The organism is Calothrix sp. NIES-2100 (genome assembly GCF_963875285.1).
Lineage (GTDB): Bacteria > Cyanobacteriota > Cyanobacteriia > Cyanobacteriales > Nostocaceae > Aulosira.
Genome location: NZ_CAWNLA010000001.1, coordinates 299,208 through 317,126, shown reverse-complemented (window position 1 = coordinate 317,126; position 17,919 = coordinate 299,208). Strand labels below are relative to the sequence as shown.

Genomic DNA, 17,919 nt, shown 5'->3' with positions numbered 1-17,919 from the left:
ACTTAGCGAAATTATGAATAATCTTTAGTATTAAACCGCAACTGATGGCTCTTTACGTGGTCGTGTTACGGTTTTTTTAACAATCGGGCATCGGTTTTTACGGTGACGCTTTTTTCCGGGTTCCCAACCAGGGGACTTTCCGCGAGGTTTGGGTGGAAGGGCTGGAGTACCAATGGTGGCGAAAACTCCACCCATAGCTTGAGCAACTCTTCCAGGGGTCAAATTCCCCTGAGACTTCTGCCAAGGTAGAGGATTGTCAGTCACGATATCACGGGCTAACCACAATTCCCAAGTCATCACAGGCATGAGGTCACTCCATCTTTCACTTTGCTTGGGAGTGCTCAACTGTGGCACTGTCCAATGTAGACGTTGCTTTAAAAAGCGATACCAATGGTCAATGGTAAAGCGACGCAAGTAAAGACACCAAACTTCCTCTAGTGGTGGCATTTCTTCTCCAACCCAAGCTAACCACAAAGGTTTGGACACTCGTTCATTGCCTTGTGTGTCGAGACGTTCAACCCTGATGAGTAACATCGGACGCGCCGCCGCCTTACGGAAATGTAAATTCTTCCAAAGGCTAATCCTTACCCGTTGTAGTTTCGGATCATCCAATTCTAAAACAGATTCTGCATCACTCCATGTTGTGGGTTCATTAAGTTTGAATTTAGACCCGTGTTTCTTGGGACGTCCCTTACCCGAATAAGCTTCAGGCTGACCCCATAAACAAAGATTTGAGCGCAATCGTACCAAAATATCTGCGGGAATACTGGCAGTTTTTAAGACAAAAGGCGCACACCCATATTCACTATCCCAAACTGAAATCGGTCTAACAGGTAAATATTTACACACCTGTTTTAGTTGCCAAATCGCTTTTGAGATTGGACTTTCCCCACTTGTGATCCGTTCATGTCTCAAAGGTAGTGCCCAACTACCTGATTTTTCAGGTATCCAGGCAATTGTGCTATATCCTTGACCAATGGTAATCGGTTTATTTCCTGCTATGGATGCGCCACTATGCTCATAAGTCCTCTCTTGTAACGTTACTGCATCTGGGCGTGACCAGTTTGTATGATCTCCTGCTAACAATGGTCGTTCCTCTGCTGGGATATGTTTGATATATAGCTGCATCAATTTCTGTCTCTGTGGTCTGCTATCTTGTAAGGCTTCATAGATGCTTGGCCACTTGCGTCTAAATACTGGTGATAAGGATAAATCTGCTAAGGAATAAACATTGCGGGTTAGCAATATCGCATCTGTTAATTCAAAGGTCGCATCTTTGGCTCTACCTAAATATTTGTAAGCTACTTGACGAAACTCTTCAAGTCTGGCATTTTTCATGTTGGCAGGTGAGTAATGGTAGTTCTTTTCTCACCTTCTACCAAAAGGGGGACTGTATTCAATCAGACACCCCTTTTTGTTGCTCATTATCTGATAATGATAATCGAATAAGGGGGGTGGGAGAGAAACGAGCGACGCTCGTTTCTCTCCCACCATTTTCATGATTATCATTATTGTATTATTTTCTCGGCAAGCATACTACACAAAAATTGTTCAAGGTCGCCGATGCTTTGAGACTGACAAGATAATATTTTTAACCTCTAATTCCATTTGGTTTGCGTTCTCTCATATCGCTTTTAGTCTAAACTCCAGCATGTAACAAATTTCTTGATTCCGCAAACAACGCTAAATCATGGGCTAATTGCGAATTATTTTTAATAATTTCGAGTTTTGTAACTCAACTTTACATACTCTAGCAAAATTATAAATATTTATTACACAAACCAGTAGCTAAAAGATTCATTAATCACAATTAAATAGCAAATATACTCAGGCATAGAAGCATCTAACATCAAATTAAGGTGCTTGATATTGAGGGGTTAGTAACATCCAACCCTCTGTAATCTTCCACTTACAAGAGGTAAAATCAGCCGACATCTTCACAGAAACTACTGAAAATTCTCGAATGCTTGTTTATACCAACCGGAATTAACTTGTGTGCCAATGTATGTTTTAGTATATGTAAAAATCACAACCAGAGGAGCTATAGCTTTATGTCACTACAACAGGTGAATGCTTTTTATGACTTGCTGGTATCAGAACCAGCAATTTATGACCAATATCAAAATAAATGCTGTAATCGAGGATTTTTCGGAACTTACCACTGGGATAAAGGAAAGATTGTCAGATTTGCTGCTACTCATGGCTATAATTTCGATGAAAGTGACCTAGACCAAGTTTGGTTTCAAGACGAGTCAAATGTTAGCCAAAATAGCTTTAACGTAGCAAAATCTGGCAATTTATCTTAAAAAAAACGCTTTCATACAGTTTATTTTATATTTTTATCATCTAGTTGAATCAAGCCCGCACAGGCGGGCTTGTTTTGTTTACTGCAAGATTTAAAATGACGAACCGGGCTGCTTTAAGAACTCTATTTCTTCGGGAGTTGAAGGGCGTCCTAAAATGCTATTGCGATGGGGAAACCGCCCAAAACGCTCAATTATTTCCATATGTTTAAAAGCAGACTTAATGGCGATCGCACTTTCACGATCGTGACTGATTTGCTGAAATAGCTTCACACATCGCCGCTGATCCTCCAGGTTTTCGCTATGTTCAAACGGTAAGTAAATAAACCAGCGTTGTACAGGCAAAAATTCCCGGTCATAACCTTTAGCTACAGCTTGCTGCGCTGCTGAAAGTGCTTCCCAGTCAGTCGCAAAAGCTTGGGGAGTACCGCGAAACATATTACGGGGAAATTGATCTAGCAGCAGAATCAATGCTAGACAGCTTTCTGGAGAATCCACCCAATCATCTAATAATCCCCCGGCGGCCTTGTGGTAATCTTCCAGAAACCGATTTGTCAATTCCCGATCGCCATCCGGTGTTTTTTTAAACCAAAAATCCCTAGGTTTCCCGTAACTTGGTTCGTCGGTATGACCAAACCAGAATTCTAAAATCGCTTTTGCCTGTGACATTGCCGTTATTGACCCTTACAAAGCACTTGTCGCATTTTACGCATATTCGCTGGCAACTCAAAGTTCATTGCTTGTTGAATAATAATCGAGGGGATCAGCAGATTTGGGGTAGCCCGGACATTATAAGCCAGTATTGTGCCATTAGCGCAATCTTGCAGTTCTAAATTAGCTTTAAAATCCTCAAAAGTCCCTTTTTCCATGCGAAATTGAATTTGTTGTCCCAGCACTTCCACAACATTCAAGTAAATTTCTACCTGGGCTGTGAAAAAGAAAAAAGCTTTTTGTGCTGCTTGATACAGACGTTTAGCTTCTCCTTTTGACAACACCTCACTGCGAGTAATGTCAGGAAAATATTGTACCCAACGGGGATAGTCAGTCAATTGCTGCCATACTTGCGATCGCACTAGTGGCACATACATCCAAGCGGTGACAGCACCACCCCAAGCTGTGTGCGATTCTGTCTTTACCAAAATTTCCCCTTCCATGAGCAATTTTTGCTCGTTTTGACTCCAAGGCATATCCGAACCTTTAATAAGTGAGTCTGAGATATGAGACGCAGACATATTGATTTTTGTTACTCCTCAAATCATCCACCTAAGATGGTTTAAACTGCCAACCATTTCACCCCTTCGGCTTGGTGCAGTCGCTCATAGAGAGCCACCGCCTCAATGGCTTGAGTCTAACCCATTAAATTCTAGTTCCACTTCTCCAGATAAAATTTCCGGAAATAGTGATTTTCGGTAAATATTTGATGAATATACGGAAAAATATCTGCTTATTATGAAAGAAATTTAAAGAAAAAATTAGGCTACGTTTTCAGTAGTCAGAAATTCAGCTAAAAAACTGAATTTCTACAAGATAGAATGGCACAAACATTATCAAATATGCAAGTTAGATTAGTAAATTATTGAGGTCAGAGGCAAAATAAGTGAGTCAGTCTTCTTTAAATCGTAGATTAACCCAACTTTTCGGTATCCTACTTGGCATAGGTATAGCCGTATTGTTACTGAGAGGTTTTGGTATTCTCACTTTTCTTCCTGGTGGCATTATTTTGCTACCCTTACTCGCAGCGATCGCCGTTGCCATTCTCAGTTACGTGCAGAAGACCTGGTGGCGTTTTTAAGAGGGGAGAGGGGGTAGGGGAGTAGGGGGGACAAGGGGGACAAGGAGGACAAGGGAGATTAATAAGAAATGCCCAATGCCCGATGCCCAATGCCCAATGCCCAATGACAATTAAAAATATTGTCGAGCTGATGGCACAGTGTGGGCAGGGGTATATATTATAGTGAAGCAAAATCAGTAATTTTCTGGAGGAAAAGAAAATGCAAAAATATGTATGTACTGTGTGTAACCATGAATACGATCCAGAAGAAGGAGATCCAGAAGGTGGGATAGCACCAGGAACAGCTTTTGAAGATATCCCAGACGATTGGGTATGTCCGGTTTGTGGGGCGGGAAAAGATCAGTTTGAACCCGTAGATTAAAGTTAACAGCTAACCTATCAAGGTATAAGTCTACCACATTAATGATGATAGATACTGAGTGGTTCATCGTCTAAGTGATGAAGATTTGCTTTGGGTTAGATCCCCGATTTCTGAAAGCAGTCGGGGATCTTGCCGCCCATTATCATTAATGTGGCAGAGTAGTAGATGCTATTGAGATATTTTTAAACTTGTTGCCATTGAAAATTGTTGTTATTGGGGGTGGGGCTGCGGGATTTTTTGGTGCGATCGCAACTGCCCAAGTTAATCCTGATGCCCAAGTTACTTTAGTTGAAGCTAGTCGTCAACCACTGGCGAAGGTGCGGATTTCTGGCGGGGGACGCTGTAATGTGACTCATGCTTGTTTTGAGGCTCAAAGGTTAGTGCAAAATTACCCCAGAGGTGGAAAAGCGCTGCTGGGTGCTTTTACTCGCTTTCAAGCTCAAGATACCATAGCTTGGTTTGCTACTCAGGGAGTCAAACTCAAAACTGAAGCTGATGGGCGGATGTTTCCCATCACTGATAATTCGGAAACAATTGTTGAGTGTCTGATGAATGAGGCGCACGCAGCTGGGGTAGAATTGATCATTGGCACACCTGTGGTAGCAGTCAAACGAAACACCCAGACAGCAGGATTTGAGATAGTTCTGAAGTCGAAAGAGATTTTACAGTGCGATCGTCTTTTGCTGGCTACAGGTAGCAGCATAGCAGGTTATAAAATTGCTCAGGATTTAGGACATCACATCGAACCGCCTGTACCTTCTTTATTTACCTTCAACATTGCCGATCCCAAATTACGCGCCTTAGCTGGAATTAGTGTCAACCCGGTAAAATTGCGCTTGTCGATCAATAGCAAACCGCAACTCGAACAAACAGGCGCATTATTAATCACCCATTGGGGTTTAAGTGGCCCATCTGTGCTGAAACTTTCGGCTTGGGGTGCGAGAGTTTTACATGACAGCCGCTATCAGGCGAAATTATTGATTAATTGGCTACCCGACTTCCAGCTAGAACAAGTGCGGCAAAATATCTTAGCTGTCAAGGCTGAATGGGGAAGACGACCGATCGCACTCCATCGCGGTGTAGACTTACCCCATCGTCTCTGGCAATACATTCTCACCCGTGTTGGCATCACCACAGAAGACCGCTGGGCAGAATTACCTAACAAAATGCTGAATAAATTGCTAGCCGAATTGACTCAGGGAGAATACTCAATTAGTGGGAAAGGCGCTTTTAAAGAAGAATTTGTTACCTGTGGCGGGGTGAATCTCAAAGAAGTCAATTTTAAAACAATGGAAAGTAAATTGGTTCCTGGTTTATATTTTGCCGGCGAAATCTTAGATATTGATGGCGTGACTGGCGGGTTTAACTTCCAAAGTGCTTGGACTACTGCTTATTTAGCTGGTAGTGCGATGGGAACTTCTTCTGTAGGCGCCAGTAGTGTGACAAACTAACTTTGAGCGGTGAAGGGGGAAGGGGGAAAGGGGAAGGGGAAATAAAAAAACCTTTTACCCTTACCCTTTAACCTTTTCCCCAAATCAAGTTTTACCTTTCCCCTTTCCAGAATCGCCTTTTTCTTTCTTCTCCTGCAAACTGCCAACTTTAATCAACACAGAGATATACTGTTGTGTCATCCAAATTAAAGCTTCTAAGCTAGAGTTACCTTGGTCAATGCGGACTTTAGCTTGTAAACCAATTAAGAAGATTTGCATTGTCAGCAACAAAGCAATAATTTTGTTGATAATATTTTGACCCTTACCTTTCATTGGTTTTTCCCCAAAGATTTGATAGCTACAGCTTCTCTTTGGGGTTGCATCCACAAGCAAATACCCCAATCTCGGTGAAAATACCTTAGAATCTGGATTTAATAGCTTTGGGGTGGTAGTCCTAAATTGGGGTAGCCCTAAACTTCTTGTTAATTTTTTGGATGCAATGCCGCGAATTACTTACGGTGCTGAACCTAAAAAGCGAGTCAAGCGTCTGTTAGAGGCGTTGCTTTGTTTCGCGACTGGAGAATTTGCGGAAGGTAAATTTAAGATTGAGCATGACTGGAAAGAAGAAGACAGTGCTAATCCTAAGCTGACTATTAAGACAACGCTGGTAGGTTTGGAGGCGTTGACTTGTGCAGTCCGGAACCCCACCCCTAACCCCTCCCCGCAAGCGAGGAGGGGGAAAAGAGAAGTAGAAAAAGCTAAACGGGAAATTCGAGAAGCGCTGAATTTGCTGAAGAATTTTGTGAAAATTCTGGAAGATAACCGGATTCAAACCCAAGGTTCTGATGATTGGCATTTTACTTTAAAGCTATGGTCAAGAGATAAAGAAAAAAACCTGAAACAATTTGATGAGGTATGGGAAAGCAATAAACCAAATAAATCTAAAGAACTAGAAGCGAATTTCACTGAAGATGAGGGTATTGCTGTTGTACCCCAAACTAAACTGACGATATTTCAAGCGCCACCTTTACCTACACACTTTGTTGAACGCCCAGAATACAGCGATGATTTAAAGACTCGCCTCCTCACAGAAGATAATCGCACTTTGGTAATTACGGCGATTCACGGCTTGGGTTCTGTGGGTAAATCGACCTTAGCCGCAGCTTTAGCAGTAGATGCAGAAATCCAAACTCGGTTTTGTGATGGTATTTTGTGGGCTACATTAGGTCAACAGCCTGATGTGCTGTCTTTAATTAGTGGCTGGGTGCAAGCGTTAGGAGACTATAGCTTTAAACCTACCAGTATAGAAGCTACTTCTACTCATTTACGGACGCTGCTTTATGACAAAGCCGTGTTGCTAGTGGTGGATGATGCTTGGAATACGCAAGATGCACAAGCGTTTAATGTGGGTGGGGTGCGGTGTCAGGTTGTAGTAACAACTCGTGAAGCAGCAATTGCTGATGCCTTGGCAGCTAGTACCTACAGCCTGGATATCATGACACCAACTCAGGCGATGGCATTGCTGACGAAGAAATTAAGACGCGAAATTACAGGTGCAGAAAGTAAGTCAGCAAAAAATTTAGCTAAAGGCGTTGGTTATCTCCCCCTAGCGTTGGAACTTGCCGCAGCCCAAGTTGCAGATGGTACAGCTTGGAAAGTTCTGTTACAAGATATTCAACGAGAAATTGCTAGGTTAAAAACATTTGACAGACCAGGTGCTAGGGACACTACTGATGAAGCTAGTTTAAAACGCCTCAGCTTAACGGCATCCTTGAATTTGAGTATTAAGCGACTACCAGAAGAGGAAAGAGAATATTTTACTTGGCTTGGAGTGTTACCAGAAGATGTAACTATTACTCCTAAAATGACGGCGACGCTTTGGGATCTGGCAGATGATCGCGATGCATCAGAAGCATTGGAATATTTACGCAGTAAAGCGTTACTATTACTTGGTGTAAAGCTAGCTGATGGAACGCTGACCTATCGTTTGCATGATTTATTCCACGATTTAGCACGTAATTTGTTAACTGCGCCAGCAACACCAAAGCGTCGCGGTGATTTACCAGGATTAGGTATTTCCCTTGTCAATGCTCACGCCGCTTTGTTGGAGAAATATCGGCAGAAAACCCAAAATAATTTATGGCATACCTTGCCCAATGATGATTACATTTATCAGCATTTAGTTTGGCATTTGGAAAAGGCTGAACAGATAGAACAGATTCACTCCTTATTGCGGGAAGAGTCTGCAACTGGAAACAATGGTTGGTATGAAGTACGAGAACAATTGGCACAAACTGGCGGTTACATCACAGATATTTCTCGTGCCTGGGAACTAGCACAAGCAAATTCGACTGAATCAACACTAGGCTTGCAGTATCGTTATGTTTTGATTACTGCATCCCTGAATAGTTTGGCAGCTAATTTACCAATAAATCTGTTGATGGCGTTGGTCAAAAAAAAGAAGTGGACTCCTGAACAAGGACTGGCTTATGCCCTGCAAAAACCAGAACCACAGGAAAAAGTCAAATCGTTGACAGTACTAGTCAATTATTTGCCACCAAATCTTCAAGAATTAGCGCTGCAAAAAGCCCTTGCTGCTGCCAGGACGATTCAGTCTGAAAAATATCACGCCGATGCCTTAAGCGCATTAGCTGACAAACTACCATTAGATCTGTTGCCACAAGCACTTGCCGCAGCAAAGGCGATTCAGTCTGAAAAATATCGCGCCGAAGTCTTGTTTGGATTAGCGAACAAACTACCATCAGATTTGTTGCCACAAGTCCTAGAGGCAGCTAGCGTGATTGAGGATGAAGAGTATCGCACGCTTACCCTGTTTGGATTAGCAGACAAACTACCACCAGAGTTTTTGCCACAAGCCTTAGAGGTAGCTAGGAGGATTGAGGATCAGAGGTATTACGCCCTTGCCTTAAGTACATTAACTGACAAACTGCCCTCAGTTTTACCACAAGCTCTAAAGGCAGTAAGGGCTATTTGGTATGAGGAGTATCGCGCTGAAATCCTGGGGATATTAGCTAATAAACTGCCACCAGAGTTTTTGCCACAAGTCCTAGATGCGGCGAGGGCTATTCAGGATGAATTTTATCGCGTCAAAGTCCTGAGCGTATTGGTAGAGAAAATGCCAGAATTGTTGCCAGAAAAACTCACTGCTGCCAGAGCAATTAAAGATGAGTATGATCGCGCCGAAGTTCTGTCTACATTAAGCGATGAACTATTACCGGAATTTCTGCCACAAGTTCTAGAGGAGGCAACAGCAATTGATGATGAGTTTTATCGCGCTAAAGTCCTGATAGCATTAGCCGACAAACTACCACTAGAGTTGTTGTCACAATTACTAGAGGCGGCAAAGGCGATTCAAGATGAGTTTTATTGTGCTTATGCTGTAAGTGGATTAGCCGCCAAACTGCCACCAGAGTTGTTGCCACAATTACTAGAAGCGGTAAGGAAAATTCAGGATGAGTATTATCGTGCCTGTGCCCTAAGAGCATTAAGCGATCAACTACCATCAGAGTTTTTGTCACAAGTACTAGAAGCGGCAAAGTCGATTGAGTCTAAGAGCAATCACGCTAATTTACTGATATCATTAGCCGACAAACTACCACCAGAGTTGTTGTCACAAGTAGTAGAACTAGCAACGACAATTCAGGATGAGTTTTATCGTACCAAAGTCCTGATTGCATTAAGCGATCAACTACCACTAGAGTTGTTGCTAAAACTCTTAGAGGCTGCAAGGTTGATTCAGGATAAGAGCGATCAAGCCGAAGCCCTGATTGCATTAGCTGACAAACTGCCAGCAGATTTGTTGGCAGAAGCACTCGCCGCCGCTAGGGCAATTCAGTCTGAGTGGGATCACGCCAATTTCGTGATAGCATTAGCCGACAAAGTGCCACCAGAGTTATTGCCAGAAGTCCTTGCTGCTGCCAGGGCGATTCAGGATGAGTATTCTCGTGTCTATGCCTTGAGTGCCTTAGCAGAGAAACTGCCACCAGAGTTATCGCCAGAAGCCTTTGCTGCTGCCAGGGCGATTCAGTCTAAGTCTCCTCGTGTCTATACCTTGAGTGACTTAGCTGGCAAACTGCCACCCGAGTTATTGCCAGAAATCCTTGCTGCTGCCAGGGTGATTCCGCAAGAGGATTTCCTTGCCGATGCCTTAAGTGCCTTAGCTGATAAACTGCCACCCGAGTTATTGCCAGAAGCCCTTGCTGCTGCCAGGGCGATTAAGTCTGAGGATTCTCGTGCCAAAGCCTTGAGTGCCTTAGCTGACAAACTGCCAGATATCTTGCCAGAAGCCTTTGCTGCTGCCAGGGCGATTAAGTCTGAGGATTCTCGTGCCAAAGCCTTGAGTGCCTTAGCTGACAAACAACTGCCACCCGAGTTATTGCCAGAAGCCCTTGCTGCTGCCAGGGCGCTTCAGGATGAGTCTGCACATGCCGATGCCTTGAGAGCCTTAGCTGACAAACTGCCAGATATCTTGCCAGAAGCCCTTGCTGCTGCCAAGGCGATTCAGGATGAGTCTGCACATGCCGATGCCTTGAGAGCCTTAGCTGACAAACTGCCAGATATCTTGCCAGAAGCTCTTGCTGCTGCTAGGGCAATTCAGGATGAGGATTCTCGTGCCAAAGCCTTGAGAGCCTTAGCTGACAAACTGCCAGATATCTTGCCAGAAGCTCTTGCTGCTGCTAGGGCAATTCAGGATGAGGATTCTCGTGCCAAAGCCTTGAGTGCTTTAGCTGACAGTTTGTCACAAATGCCATCTACCAAACTTTTACCCCTTTGGCAAAATACACTTTATGAGCTATCGCTTCGTACTCGCCCTGTTGTGCTGCAAGATATTAAGGCATTGTTTCCAGTTATCTTTGCATTAGGTGGTGAAGTTGCAACGGCAGAAGTTGCCCGTGCGATCGCAGATGTAGCGCGATGGTGGAAATAATTTGTAATTCATAATACCCTGCGACAAGGCTTGTAAACAAAGCGATCGCTCCCCGTCTTCTGAAAAACCAATTGGCAAGCGAAGATATATTTTTAGTCTAACAAACTGAGGGAGGCGATCGCTTCTTACTCAGACGCGATCGCTTATCACTTAGAGGCGATCGCTTCTTACTCACAGGCGATCGCTTTTTACTCAGACGCGATCGCTGATCACTCACAGGCGATCGCTTATCACTCAGACGCGATCGCTTATCACTCACAGGCGATCGCTTATCACTCACAGGCGATCGCTTCTTACTTAGACGCGATCGCTTATCACTCACAGGCGATCACTTATGACTCAAATGCGATCGCTTGTTAGGGAACTCCAAAAAATCAATTATCCGACTTGTAGGGAACACCTACAAACTTTCGGTATACCGATATTTTATCGGAGCCGTGCCCCTACCCCCGTGGGTATTTTTCTAATTGGAAGTCCCAGACTCAGATGCGATCGCCTCTTAAACTGCGTCTACAAAACTCTAGTTTTTTCTTGAGAGGGTTTTTGCTCCCAATTTTATCTCTTCTCCGTTTTTTATTCCCCGTGTAAATTATCTAATTTAGCATTAGTGATTTAATTCGGCAAAATTACTTAAATTTACCAAAAATATTCTCATAAATCATCTAATTATTTAGGAATTTTACCGATACAAAATCTAAGTTAACTGAGGCAAGCTAGCATTATAAGTATTTTACAAAAGTACAGATATGACTCGTCAAAAACGCACATCCCGTATTTTAGAAAAAGCTAAATTCAGAGTAGCTAGCTTCCAAGCCATTGATCCAAACCTGAAGTTTGATGAGCAATACAATTTGCAAAACCTGACTCAAACAATTGAAGAGTTTAGCAATGTGCTTGATGCTTATAATGCTGCTTTAGCTTTGGTAGACTCTTCTAAAACTAAAGTTGATACAATGGAAAAAACCTTGCGCCGTCTTTCAGACAAAATGCTCAAAGGAGTTGGTTTCAAATACGGCACAGATAGCAATGAATATGAGCTAGCGGGTGGTGTTACTGAGAGTGAACGTACCCGCAAAGGCCGGATAACTCGCTTGAAAAATCAGGCAGAGTCAGCAGCTAACAGCAATTCTCAAACAGAATAGGGCATTGGGCATTGGGCATTGGGCATTGGGCATTGGTAATTTCTTCCCCATGCTTCATGCCCCAATTCCTCTATTTTCAAGCTAGACGGTCATGTGATTTTTCACACAACGAGGGCATGAAAATATCAGTCTCCGCGTCCCCGCGTCTCCCCATCTCCGCGTCTATTTTCAAGACAGGGTGGGCAATGCCCTACTTAATCTTCACCGTTGACTTGTTGGATAAAGCAACTAGTTGATAGAGCTTTTCTTCAAACTTCTCCTGACAAGCAGACCAATCAAATTCTAAGATCGAAGGTCGAGCGTTCTGGGTCATTTCTGCTTTGAGTTCGGGATTTTCCAAAATAGCAATGACTTTTTGCGCCAAATCTTCCGGGTTGTTGGGTTCAGAAACAAAGCCGTTGATTCCAGAGAAAACTTGTTCTGGATTTCCCCCAGCGTTGGCTGCGACAACAGGGGTTCCAGATGCTAAAGCTTCCATATTAGTAGTACAGAAGTTTTCGGTTACAGAAGGATTCACAAAAATGTCTGCTCTGGCAAACCAACCCAAAAGTTCTGTTCCGTGAGACTCACCCCACACAGTAATACCAGATTTAAACTTTTGCGCACCACGACGAATTTCCTGATCCAAAGGACCGCTACCGACAATCACTAAATGCACATCCGGAATTTTAGCCGCAATTAAGGGGAATGCATCTATCAATTGGGTGACGTTCTTTTCGGCAGTGATGCGTCCGACAAACAGCAGGGTTGGTCTGTGGTCATTGGGTATGGGGTCGTAAGAAATATTACGGGGATGAAATCTTTCGCAATCGATACCTTGATAAGGGACGTATTCACTACGTTGGCATTTGAGGCTATCATATTTCCTCAACAGTTCCCGAGATGGAAATAAATTGAAATTATAAGCATCACTGACTTGCTTAACTATCAAGGGAAGAATTGGACGCAGTAAACTAAAGAGGAAATTTCCTAAGTAATATTTGATATAGGCGATGATATCTGTATGGAATACTGAGATAATGGGAGTACCAGTTTGCTTGGCATATTTAACTCCCACAGCGCGACCGTAACCTTGCAAGAAAGCTGAGTAAGCTCCTCTCATTTGGGCTGATTCTTCCACAACAATGATATCAGGTTGGAAGTTGAGGAGTAATTTAGTATCGCTCCAATGTCTGTAACTTAAAGGCTGGGGTAAAGATTTGTAGAAAATCAGGGGTTGGGTGGGGAATGCGTAGGCAGAAAAGTTAGGATAAGTTTGTAACTCTTCTAATCCCGCCATAGGACGATTGCCTACTTGTTTGGGGTATTGATCGTTAATTTCCGGATGAATCAGAAAGACTTCATGTCCTTGTTGTAATAACCACCGCACGCGCTGGTGTACTGCAACTGAAACTCCTGTAAGAAACGGAGCATATAATCCGGTGAATAAAGCGACCCGCAGAGGTTGTTTTTTCATGTTGAAAGAAAAGATTTCATGAAAGGGCTGGTTTAGGATTTACGCAGCTGAGATTTCATGAATGTTGACAGTTGACAGTTGACTGTTGACTGTTGACTGTTGACTGTTGACTACTTAAAGAGAAAGTTTGCGATCGCTTGGTTGATCTAAAATTTGGTAGGGGCGGTAGTCTTGGAGTTGCAGATTCCAGGGGCCTTTGATTTCATAGGTAATTCCCCGCCATTTGACTGTTGGCATCCACAGGGATGATAGCATTGCTAAACCATAAACCCATTGGGTGAAGGGAAGGGCAAAAAAGATTTTCCCGATGGCGGTAGTTGAGAGTTTGGTTAGCGGTTCACCATGACGGCGAATTACTTGCTGTATTTCTGTTTCTAGCACAAGTATCAGCAAGAGTAATGCCAGCATATAGCCGCCATAGCAACTCAGGCAGAAAATAGCAGTATGCCATTGTTGGCTGAATAAAGCCGCTAAAAATAAGAGAGCGATCGCACTGGGAAGGAGTATAGTTAAAATCGTGTCACCAACTACAGCCAACCACCAAGGATGATACAAGCGAGATGCGAGTAATTGCCGTTGCAGCCAGTATCGTAAGCTTGGTAAATCAGACTCTTCTCGATTGAGCATCAATAAAGAAGGTACAAATTTTACCTGAAACTTATTTTTACCCAAGACGCTACGCATCATGGTATCTTCGCCAAAAGCTTTACTCCATTTATCTACGAGTCCGGTTTGGTGCAGCACTGAGGTTTTGACAGCCAGAGTTCCACCCCAAGGAATCCCATAAAGATACATCTGCACAACTGCCGATACATTCCAAATGTACCGCACTAAAGACCCCCAATATTTACCTGTAGGTAAGTACCAACGGTTACCTGTTGTCGCTCCAATTTGCGGATTAGCTAAGGGACTAACTAATTCCCGCAGCCAATGAGGATGAACAACAGTATCAGCATCTACTAAGGCAATAACTTGATAAGACTCGTCTAACTCTGACACTGCCTGCACCAGAGAACTGCATTTTAGGCTACAATTTTTGCGGATAAATCGCAAAGGGCTAATTTGAACATTAGTTGCACCTAGCTCTTGGATCGTCTCAGTAGCAACTTTCCAAGCCGGATCTTCTTGGCGATCGACAATTAGCTTTAAATCATACTGGGGATAGTTCTGATTTAATAAAGCACGCAAACAGTTAGGCAGAAAAGGATCTGCACCCCTCAAGCAAAGAACAATCGCAGTTTTTGGTAACTTCTCATCTGGTAATAATCTGCCCTGGTGAAAACGCAGATTCCATAAGAAAATCAGAATTAACAAAACTTGAATGGCCAGCCAGCCCAGTAACACCTGAGAAAGCAACACCGCCCAATCGTTCATGCTGTATCACCTATTAAATTCCATGAAAGTGCTGGTTTTAGGATTTACGCAGCAGATTTCATGGGCATGGGGCATGGGGCATTGGGCATTGGGCATGGGGCATTTATCTTCCTTGTCCCCCTTCTCCCCCTTGTCCCCCTTGTCCTCCTTGTCCCCCTGTCCCCTGCTCCCCTGCTCCCCTGCCCCCCATCCCCCCTGCCCTTCTAAATGGCTTATACTCCTCTAGCCGCACATTCCAAGGGCCCTGAATGCGATAACTGACACCACGCCATTTAACAGTAGACATCCCCAAAGTAGACAATAGCCCTAACCCATATATCCATTGAGTTAGGGGGATACCAATTAGCAGTTTGAGGATTGTGGAAAATGAAATCCGTGCGATTGGTTGCAGGCGATCGCGCGTTATTTGTTGTACGCCTTGCTCTAAAATTAACATCAGCCAGAGTAATCCTACTGTATAGCTGATGTAACATCCCGACAACAGGGCAAAATTTTCCCAATGGGAAGTGAACAACTCCCAGAGCAAACACATCAACACCAAAGTAGGTATTAAAATGCTGGAAATGGTATCGCCAATAATCGCTGATGGTTGGGGATGATAAAGTCGAGAAGATATGAGTTGACGCTGAATTTGGTCTTTTAAACTCGGTAAATCGCTCTCTTCCCGATTTACCATGAATAAGGAAGGTACAAACTTAACCTTGAACTTATGTTTGCGTAAGACGCTACCAATCAAAATGTCTTCGCAAAGCGCTACACTCCACTTATTTAACAGTCCTGTTTGGTGAATTACTTCTGTTTTGATTGCCAAACTTCCACCCCAAGGCATTCTAAACAGATACTTCTGTATAACTAAGGATACATTAGCTATGTAAGGTATTAAAGACCACCATTTTTTACCTCTAGGTAAGTACCAACAGCTACCAGTGGTCGCGCCTACTTTAGGATCAGCTAAAGGATGGACTAATTCCCGCAGCCAATTGGGATGGACTACAGTATGGCTATCTGCCAAAGCAACGACTTTGTAGGAATCATCCAATTCTGAGACAGCTTGTACCAGGGAACTGCACTTGAGACTACAATTATTGCGTACATTTCGCAAAGGGCTAATTTCAACGTTAGTTACTCCTAGCCCTTGGACTGTATCAATCGCAATATTCCAAGATGGATCATCCTGATGATCGACTACAATCTTCAGTTCATATTCGGGATAATTTTGTCGTGACAGCGCCCGTAAGCATTGTCTCAGATAAGGATCAGCTCCACGCAGACAGAGAATCACCGCAGTTTTGGGTAACTGGTCATCTGGTAACAAGTTTTTCTGATTTGAATACAGAGACAGTAGAAATACTAGGGTTAAAACTACTTGAATAGCTAGCCAACCCAGCAACGAGTTACACAGAAACTTCTCTACATCTGACATGAATTTTAGAGCCTCCCTCCCAGCCTTGACGACAATTTATCCGGCGCTGTTTTATGGATCAAGGGAATACTTCACAGTAATATTGATGGTAGTATTTTTATTCAGTGCAAAACTAGCGTCACGAAATTTAGGTGTACCAGTTTGCACAGATACAGTAGGGTTTCGAGAAATACCAAAACCTTCTGTAGGAATACCGAAAAAGTCACGATTGAGTTTGCGATCGCCATTTTGATCGTCAACAATAGCCACAGCATAATTTCCAGGTTTCAAGCCCACAAACTGGTGTTTTAAACTGCCACCTGTAATTTTCTGGCAAGCACTTTTTAACACATCACTAGTACTTAAAGGAAATCCCTTGGCTTTGTCTTGAGAGTAAACACCTATGCAAACTTCACCCTTTTGGCTGCGGATACCATTGACGACAACAGTTAGCGTTTCCGCCGGTGCAGCATTCACAACTTGCATCGAGCTGATGCTAGCGAAAGTCGCAATAATTAAAGCCGAAATTTTCGATAACTTCAACATCCTATTCTCCTACAAATACTAAATTTATGGGGCATTGGGCATCCCTTCTCTGCGAGACGCTTCGCGAACGGCTTCGCTCAGGGCAAGTGGGCATTGAGAATTTGTCCCCCTCATCCCCTTTCATGCATGATGATGAAAACTTTTTCCTTCCTTCTGCCTTCTGCCCCTTGCCTTCTGCCTTATTTGCCAATTTACCCAGTAAGTTCGAGCTACTAACAGTAAATCTTTGAGCAACAAATATTCAGTCCCATACAAACGTTTGGGTACACTGAATAAGCAAGATAACTTTACTTGCCAATTTAAATTAGCCTGCCAAATTGACAGCAAAATCTCTCCTAAGATTCGCCAATGTGGTAACAAAATCTTACTTTGATTAGACGAATCAAACCACACAGCATAACCATAGAAATCAGGCAAATTCCTTAATGACTTTTGATGATTATTGTGAGTAGTCAACAAATAATTTGGCAAGAACATACTCAATGATTGTTGAGGATGAGTTCTCGGAAAAAACAGATATTCGGGAATTTCATAAAATCGACCAAGTAAACTCAGTCTCAGCAAGAAAATTGCATCAGCCGCAGCACAGCCACTGAGAGGCGGTGTTTTTCTAATAGCGTCAGCGCGAATTACCCCATAGATTTGATAGCAATAATGCTTAGTCAGTAGTTCTTGAAAACGCTCTTGTGGTTTTGGTGAATCAGTTTTAAACTTGATATCGTAGTTTTGCAGAAATTTTCCCTGTTCATCAATGTGATATACATGGGAATGACACAAAACTACACTAGAGTCTTGAACGAGTATTTCTATGCATTTTTCCAGAAAATCTGGAGCGTGTAAATCGTCATAGGCTATCCATTTAAAATATTCGCCTGTAGACAATTGAAAAACCCGATTAAAATTCCGAGCGCAACCGATATTATTTTCATTGCGGTAATAACGAATGCGTTCGTCTTTAGCCGCATAGGCTCGACAGATTTCTTCAGTTTTATCTGTAGATGCATTATCGCAAATAATTAACTCAAAATCTGTAAATGTCTGAGCCAAAATTGAATCTATAGATTCACGGATAAATTTTTCCCCATTATATACAGGGAGTCCAACACTTAACCGCCGCAGATGATTCCTCATAAACAAACAACTCTTTTAGTAGTTATGAGTGCTG

16 protein-coding genes are annotated in these 17,919 nt (G+C 43.0%); 6 read left to right on the top strand and 10 right to left on the bottom strand.

From position 1 onward, the window contains the following. Positions 1-30 precede the first annotated feature (30 nt). A complete protein-coding gene (locus AACU32_RS01295) occupies positions 31-1,338 on the bottom strand; it encodes an NF041680 family putative transposase (protein WP_096597113.1) in 1,308 nt (435 codons plus the stop codon). 713 nt (positions 1,339-2,051) lie between these two features. Between AACU32_RS01295 and AACU32_RS01290 the strand changes: the two genes are divergently transcribed. Then, positions 2,052-2,306, top strand: a complete 255-nt coding sequence (locus AACU32_RS01290) for a Nif11-like leader peptide family natural product precursor (protein ID WP_096597110.1) — start codon at positions 2,052-2,054, stop codon at positions 2,304-2,306. Positions 2,307-2,396: 90 nt separating this feature from the next. Here the strand turns inward: AACU32_RS01290 and AACU32_RS01285 are convergent, their stop codons facing one another. Both AACU32_RS01285 and AACU32_RS01280 read right to left on the bottom strand, forming a co-directional pair. Then, positions 2,397-2,972: a DUF924 family protein gene (locus AACU32_RS01285; RefSeq protein WP_096597108.1), complete on the bottom strand. Its 576-nt coding sequence runs from the start codon at positions 2,970-2,972 to the stop codon at positions 2,397-2,399. A gap of 5 nt (positions 2,973-2,977) precedes the next feature. Next, complete coding sequence (locus AACU32_RS01280; RefSeq protein WP_096597106.1) at positions 2,978-3,535, bottom strand: SRPBCC family protein; 558 nt, start codon at positions 3,533-3,535, stop codon at positions 2,978-2,980. Between the two features lie 365 nt (positions 3,536-3,900). On the opposite strand from AACU32_RS01280, the gene AACU32_RS01275 reads away from it, so the two are divergent. The 3 genes from AACU32_RS01275 (at position 3,901) to AACU32_RS01265 (ending at position 5,907) form a co-directional block, all read left to right on the top strand. Further along, on the top strand, positions 3,901-4,095 hold the full coding sequence (locus AACU32_RS01275; RefSeq protein ID WP_096597104.1) for a hypothetical protein: 195 nt from the start codon (positions 3,901-3,903) through the stop codon (positions 4,093-4,095). A gap of 199 nt (positions 4,096-4,294) precedes the next feature. Further along, positions 4,295-4,456: a rubredoxin gene (rd, locus tag AACU32_RS01270; RefSeq protein WP_096597102.1), complete on the top strand. Its 162-nt coding sequence runs from the start codon at positions 4,295-4,297 to the stop codon at positions 4,454-4,456. Positions 4,457-4,644: 188 nt separating this feature from the next. Then, positions 4,645-5,907, top strand: coding sequence for an NAD(P)/FAD-dependent oxidoreductase (locus tag AACU32_RS01265; protein ID WP_096597100.1), 1,263 nt, complete (start codon positions 4,645-4,647; stop codon positions 5,905-5,907). 84 nt (positions 5,908-5,991) lie between these two features. Here the strand turns inward: AACU32_RS01265 and AACU32_RS01260 are convergent, their stop codons facing one another. Continuing rightward, positions 5,992-6,219: a hypothetical protein gene (locus tag AACU32_RS01260; RefSeq protein ID WP_096597098.1), complete on the bottom strand. Its 228-nt coding sequence runs from the start codon at positions 6,217-6,219 to the stop codon at positions 5,992-5,994. 166 nt (positions 6,220-6,385) lie between these two features. On the opposite strand from AACU32_RS01260, the gene AACU32_RS01255 reads away from it, so the two are divergent. After that, positions 6,386-10,834, top strand: coding sequence for an NB-ARC domain-containing protein (locus tag AACU32_RS01255; protein WP_096607810.1), 4,449 nt, complete (start codon positions 6,386-6,388; stop codon positions 10,832-10,834). A gap of 97 nt (positions 10,835-10,931) precedes the next feature. Here the strand turns inward: AACU32_RS01255 and AACU32_RS01250 are convergent, their stop codons facing one another. Next, the gene (locus AACU32_RS01250) at positions 10,932-11,156 is read right to left on the bottom strand and encodes a hypothetical protein (protein WP_339377397.1); all 225 of its coding nucleotides are present in this window, start codon (positions 11,154-11,156) and stop codon (positions 10,932-10,934) included. Between the two features lie 424 nt (positions 11,157-11,580). Here AACU32_RS01250 and AACU32_RS01245 point away from each other — a divergent pair, with 424 nt between their 5' ends. After that, the gene (locus AACU32_RS01245) at positions 11,581-11,976 is read left to right on the top strand and encodes a hypothetical protein (protein ID WP_096597096.1); all 396 of its coding nucleotides are present in this window, start codon (positions 11,581-11,583) and stop codon (positions 11,974-11,976) included. A gap of 190 nt (positions 11,977-12,166) precedes the next feature. On the opposite strand, the gene AACU32_RS01240 is transcribed toward AACU32_RS01245, so the two are convergent. From AACU32_RS01240 to AACU32_RS01220, 5 genes are all read right to left on the bottom strand, one after another. Further along, positions 12,167-13,432, bottom strand: coding sequence for a glycosyltransferase (locus AACU32_RS01240; protein ID WP_096597094.1), 1,266 nt, complete (start codon positions 13,430-13,432; stop codon positions 12,167-12,169). 114 nt (positions 13,433-13,546) lie between these two features. Continuing rightward, entirely contained in the window at positions 13,547-14,806 is a 1,260-nt protein-coding gene (locus AACU32_RS01235; RefSeq protein ID WP_096597092.1) for a glycosyltransferase, read from the bottom strand. Positions 14,807-14,909: 103 nt separating this feature from the next. Continuing rightward, a complete protein-coding gene (locus tag AACU32_RS01230; RefSeq protein WP_096597088.1) occupies positions 14,910-16,229 on the bottom strand; it encodes a glycosyltransferase in 1,320 nt (439 codons plus the stop codon). Positions 16,230-16,280: 51 nt separating this feature from the next. Then, on the bottom strand, positions 16,281-16,754 hold the full coding sequence (locus AACU32_RS01225; RefSeq protein WP_096597086.1) for a DUF2141 domain-containing protein: 474 nt from the start codon (positions 16,752-16,754) through the stop codon (positions 16,281-16,283). A 120-nt stretch (positions 16,755-16,874) separates the two neighbouring features. Further along, positions 16,875-17,885, bottom strand: a complete 1,011-nt coding sequence (locus AACU32_RS01220) for a glycosyltransferase family 2 protein (protein WP_096597084.1) — start codon at positions 17,883-17,885, stop codon at positions 16,875-16,877. Positions 17,886-17,919 lie beyond the last annotated feature (34 nt).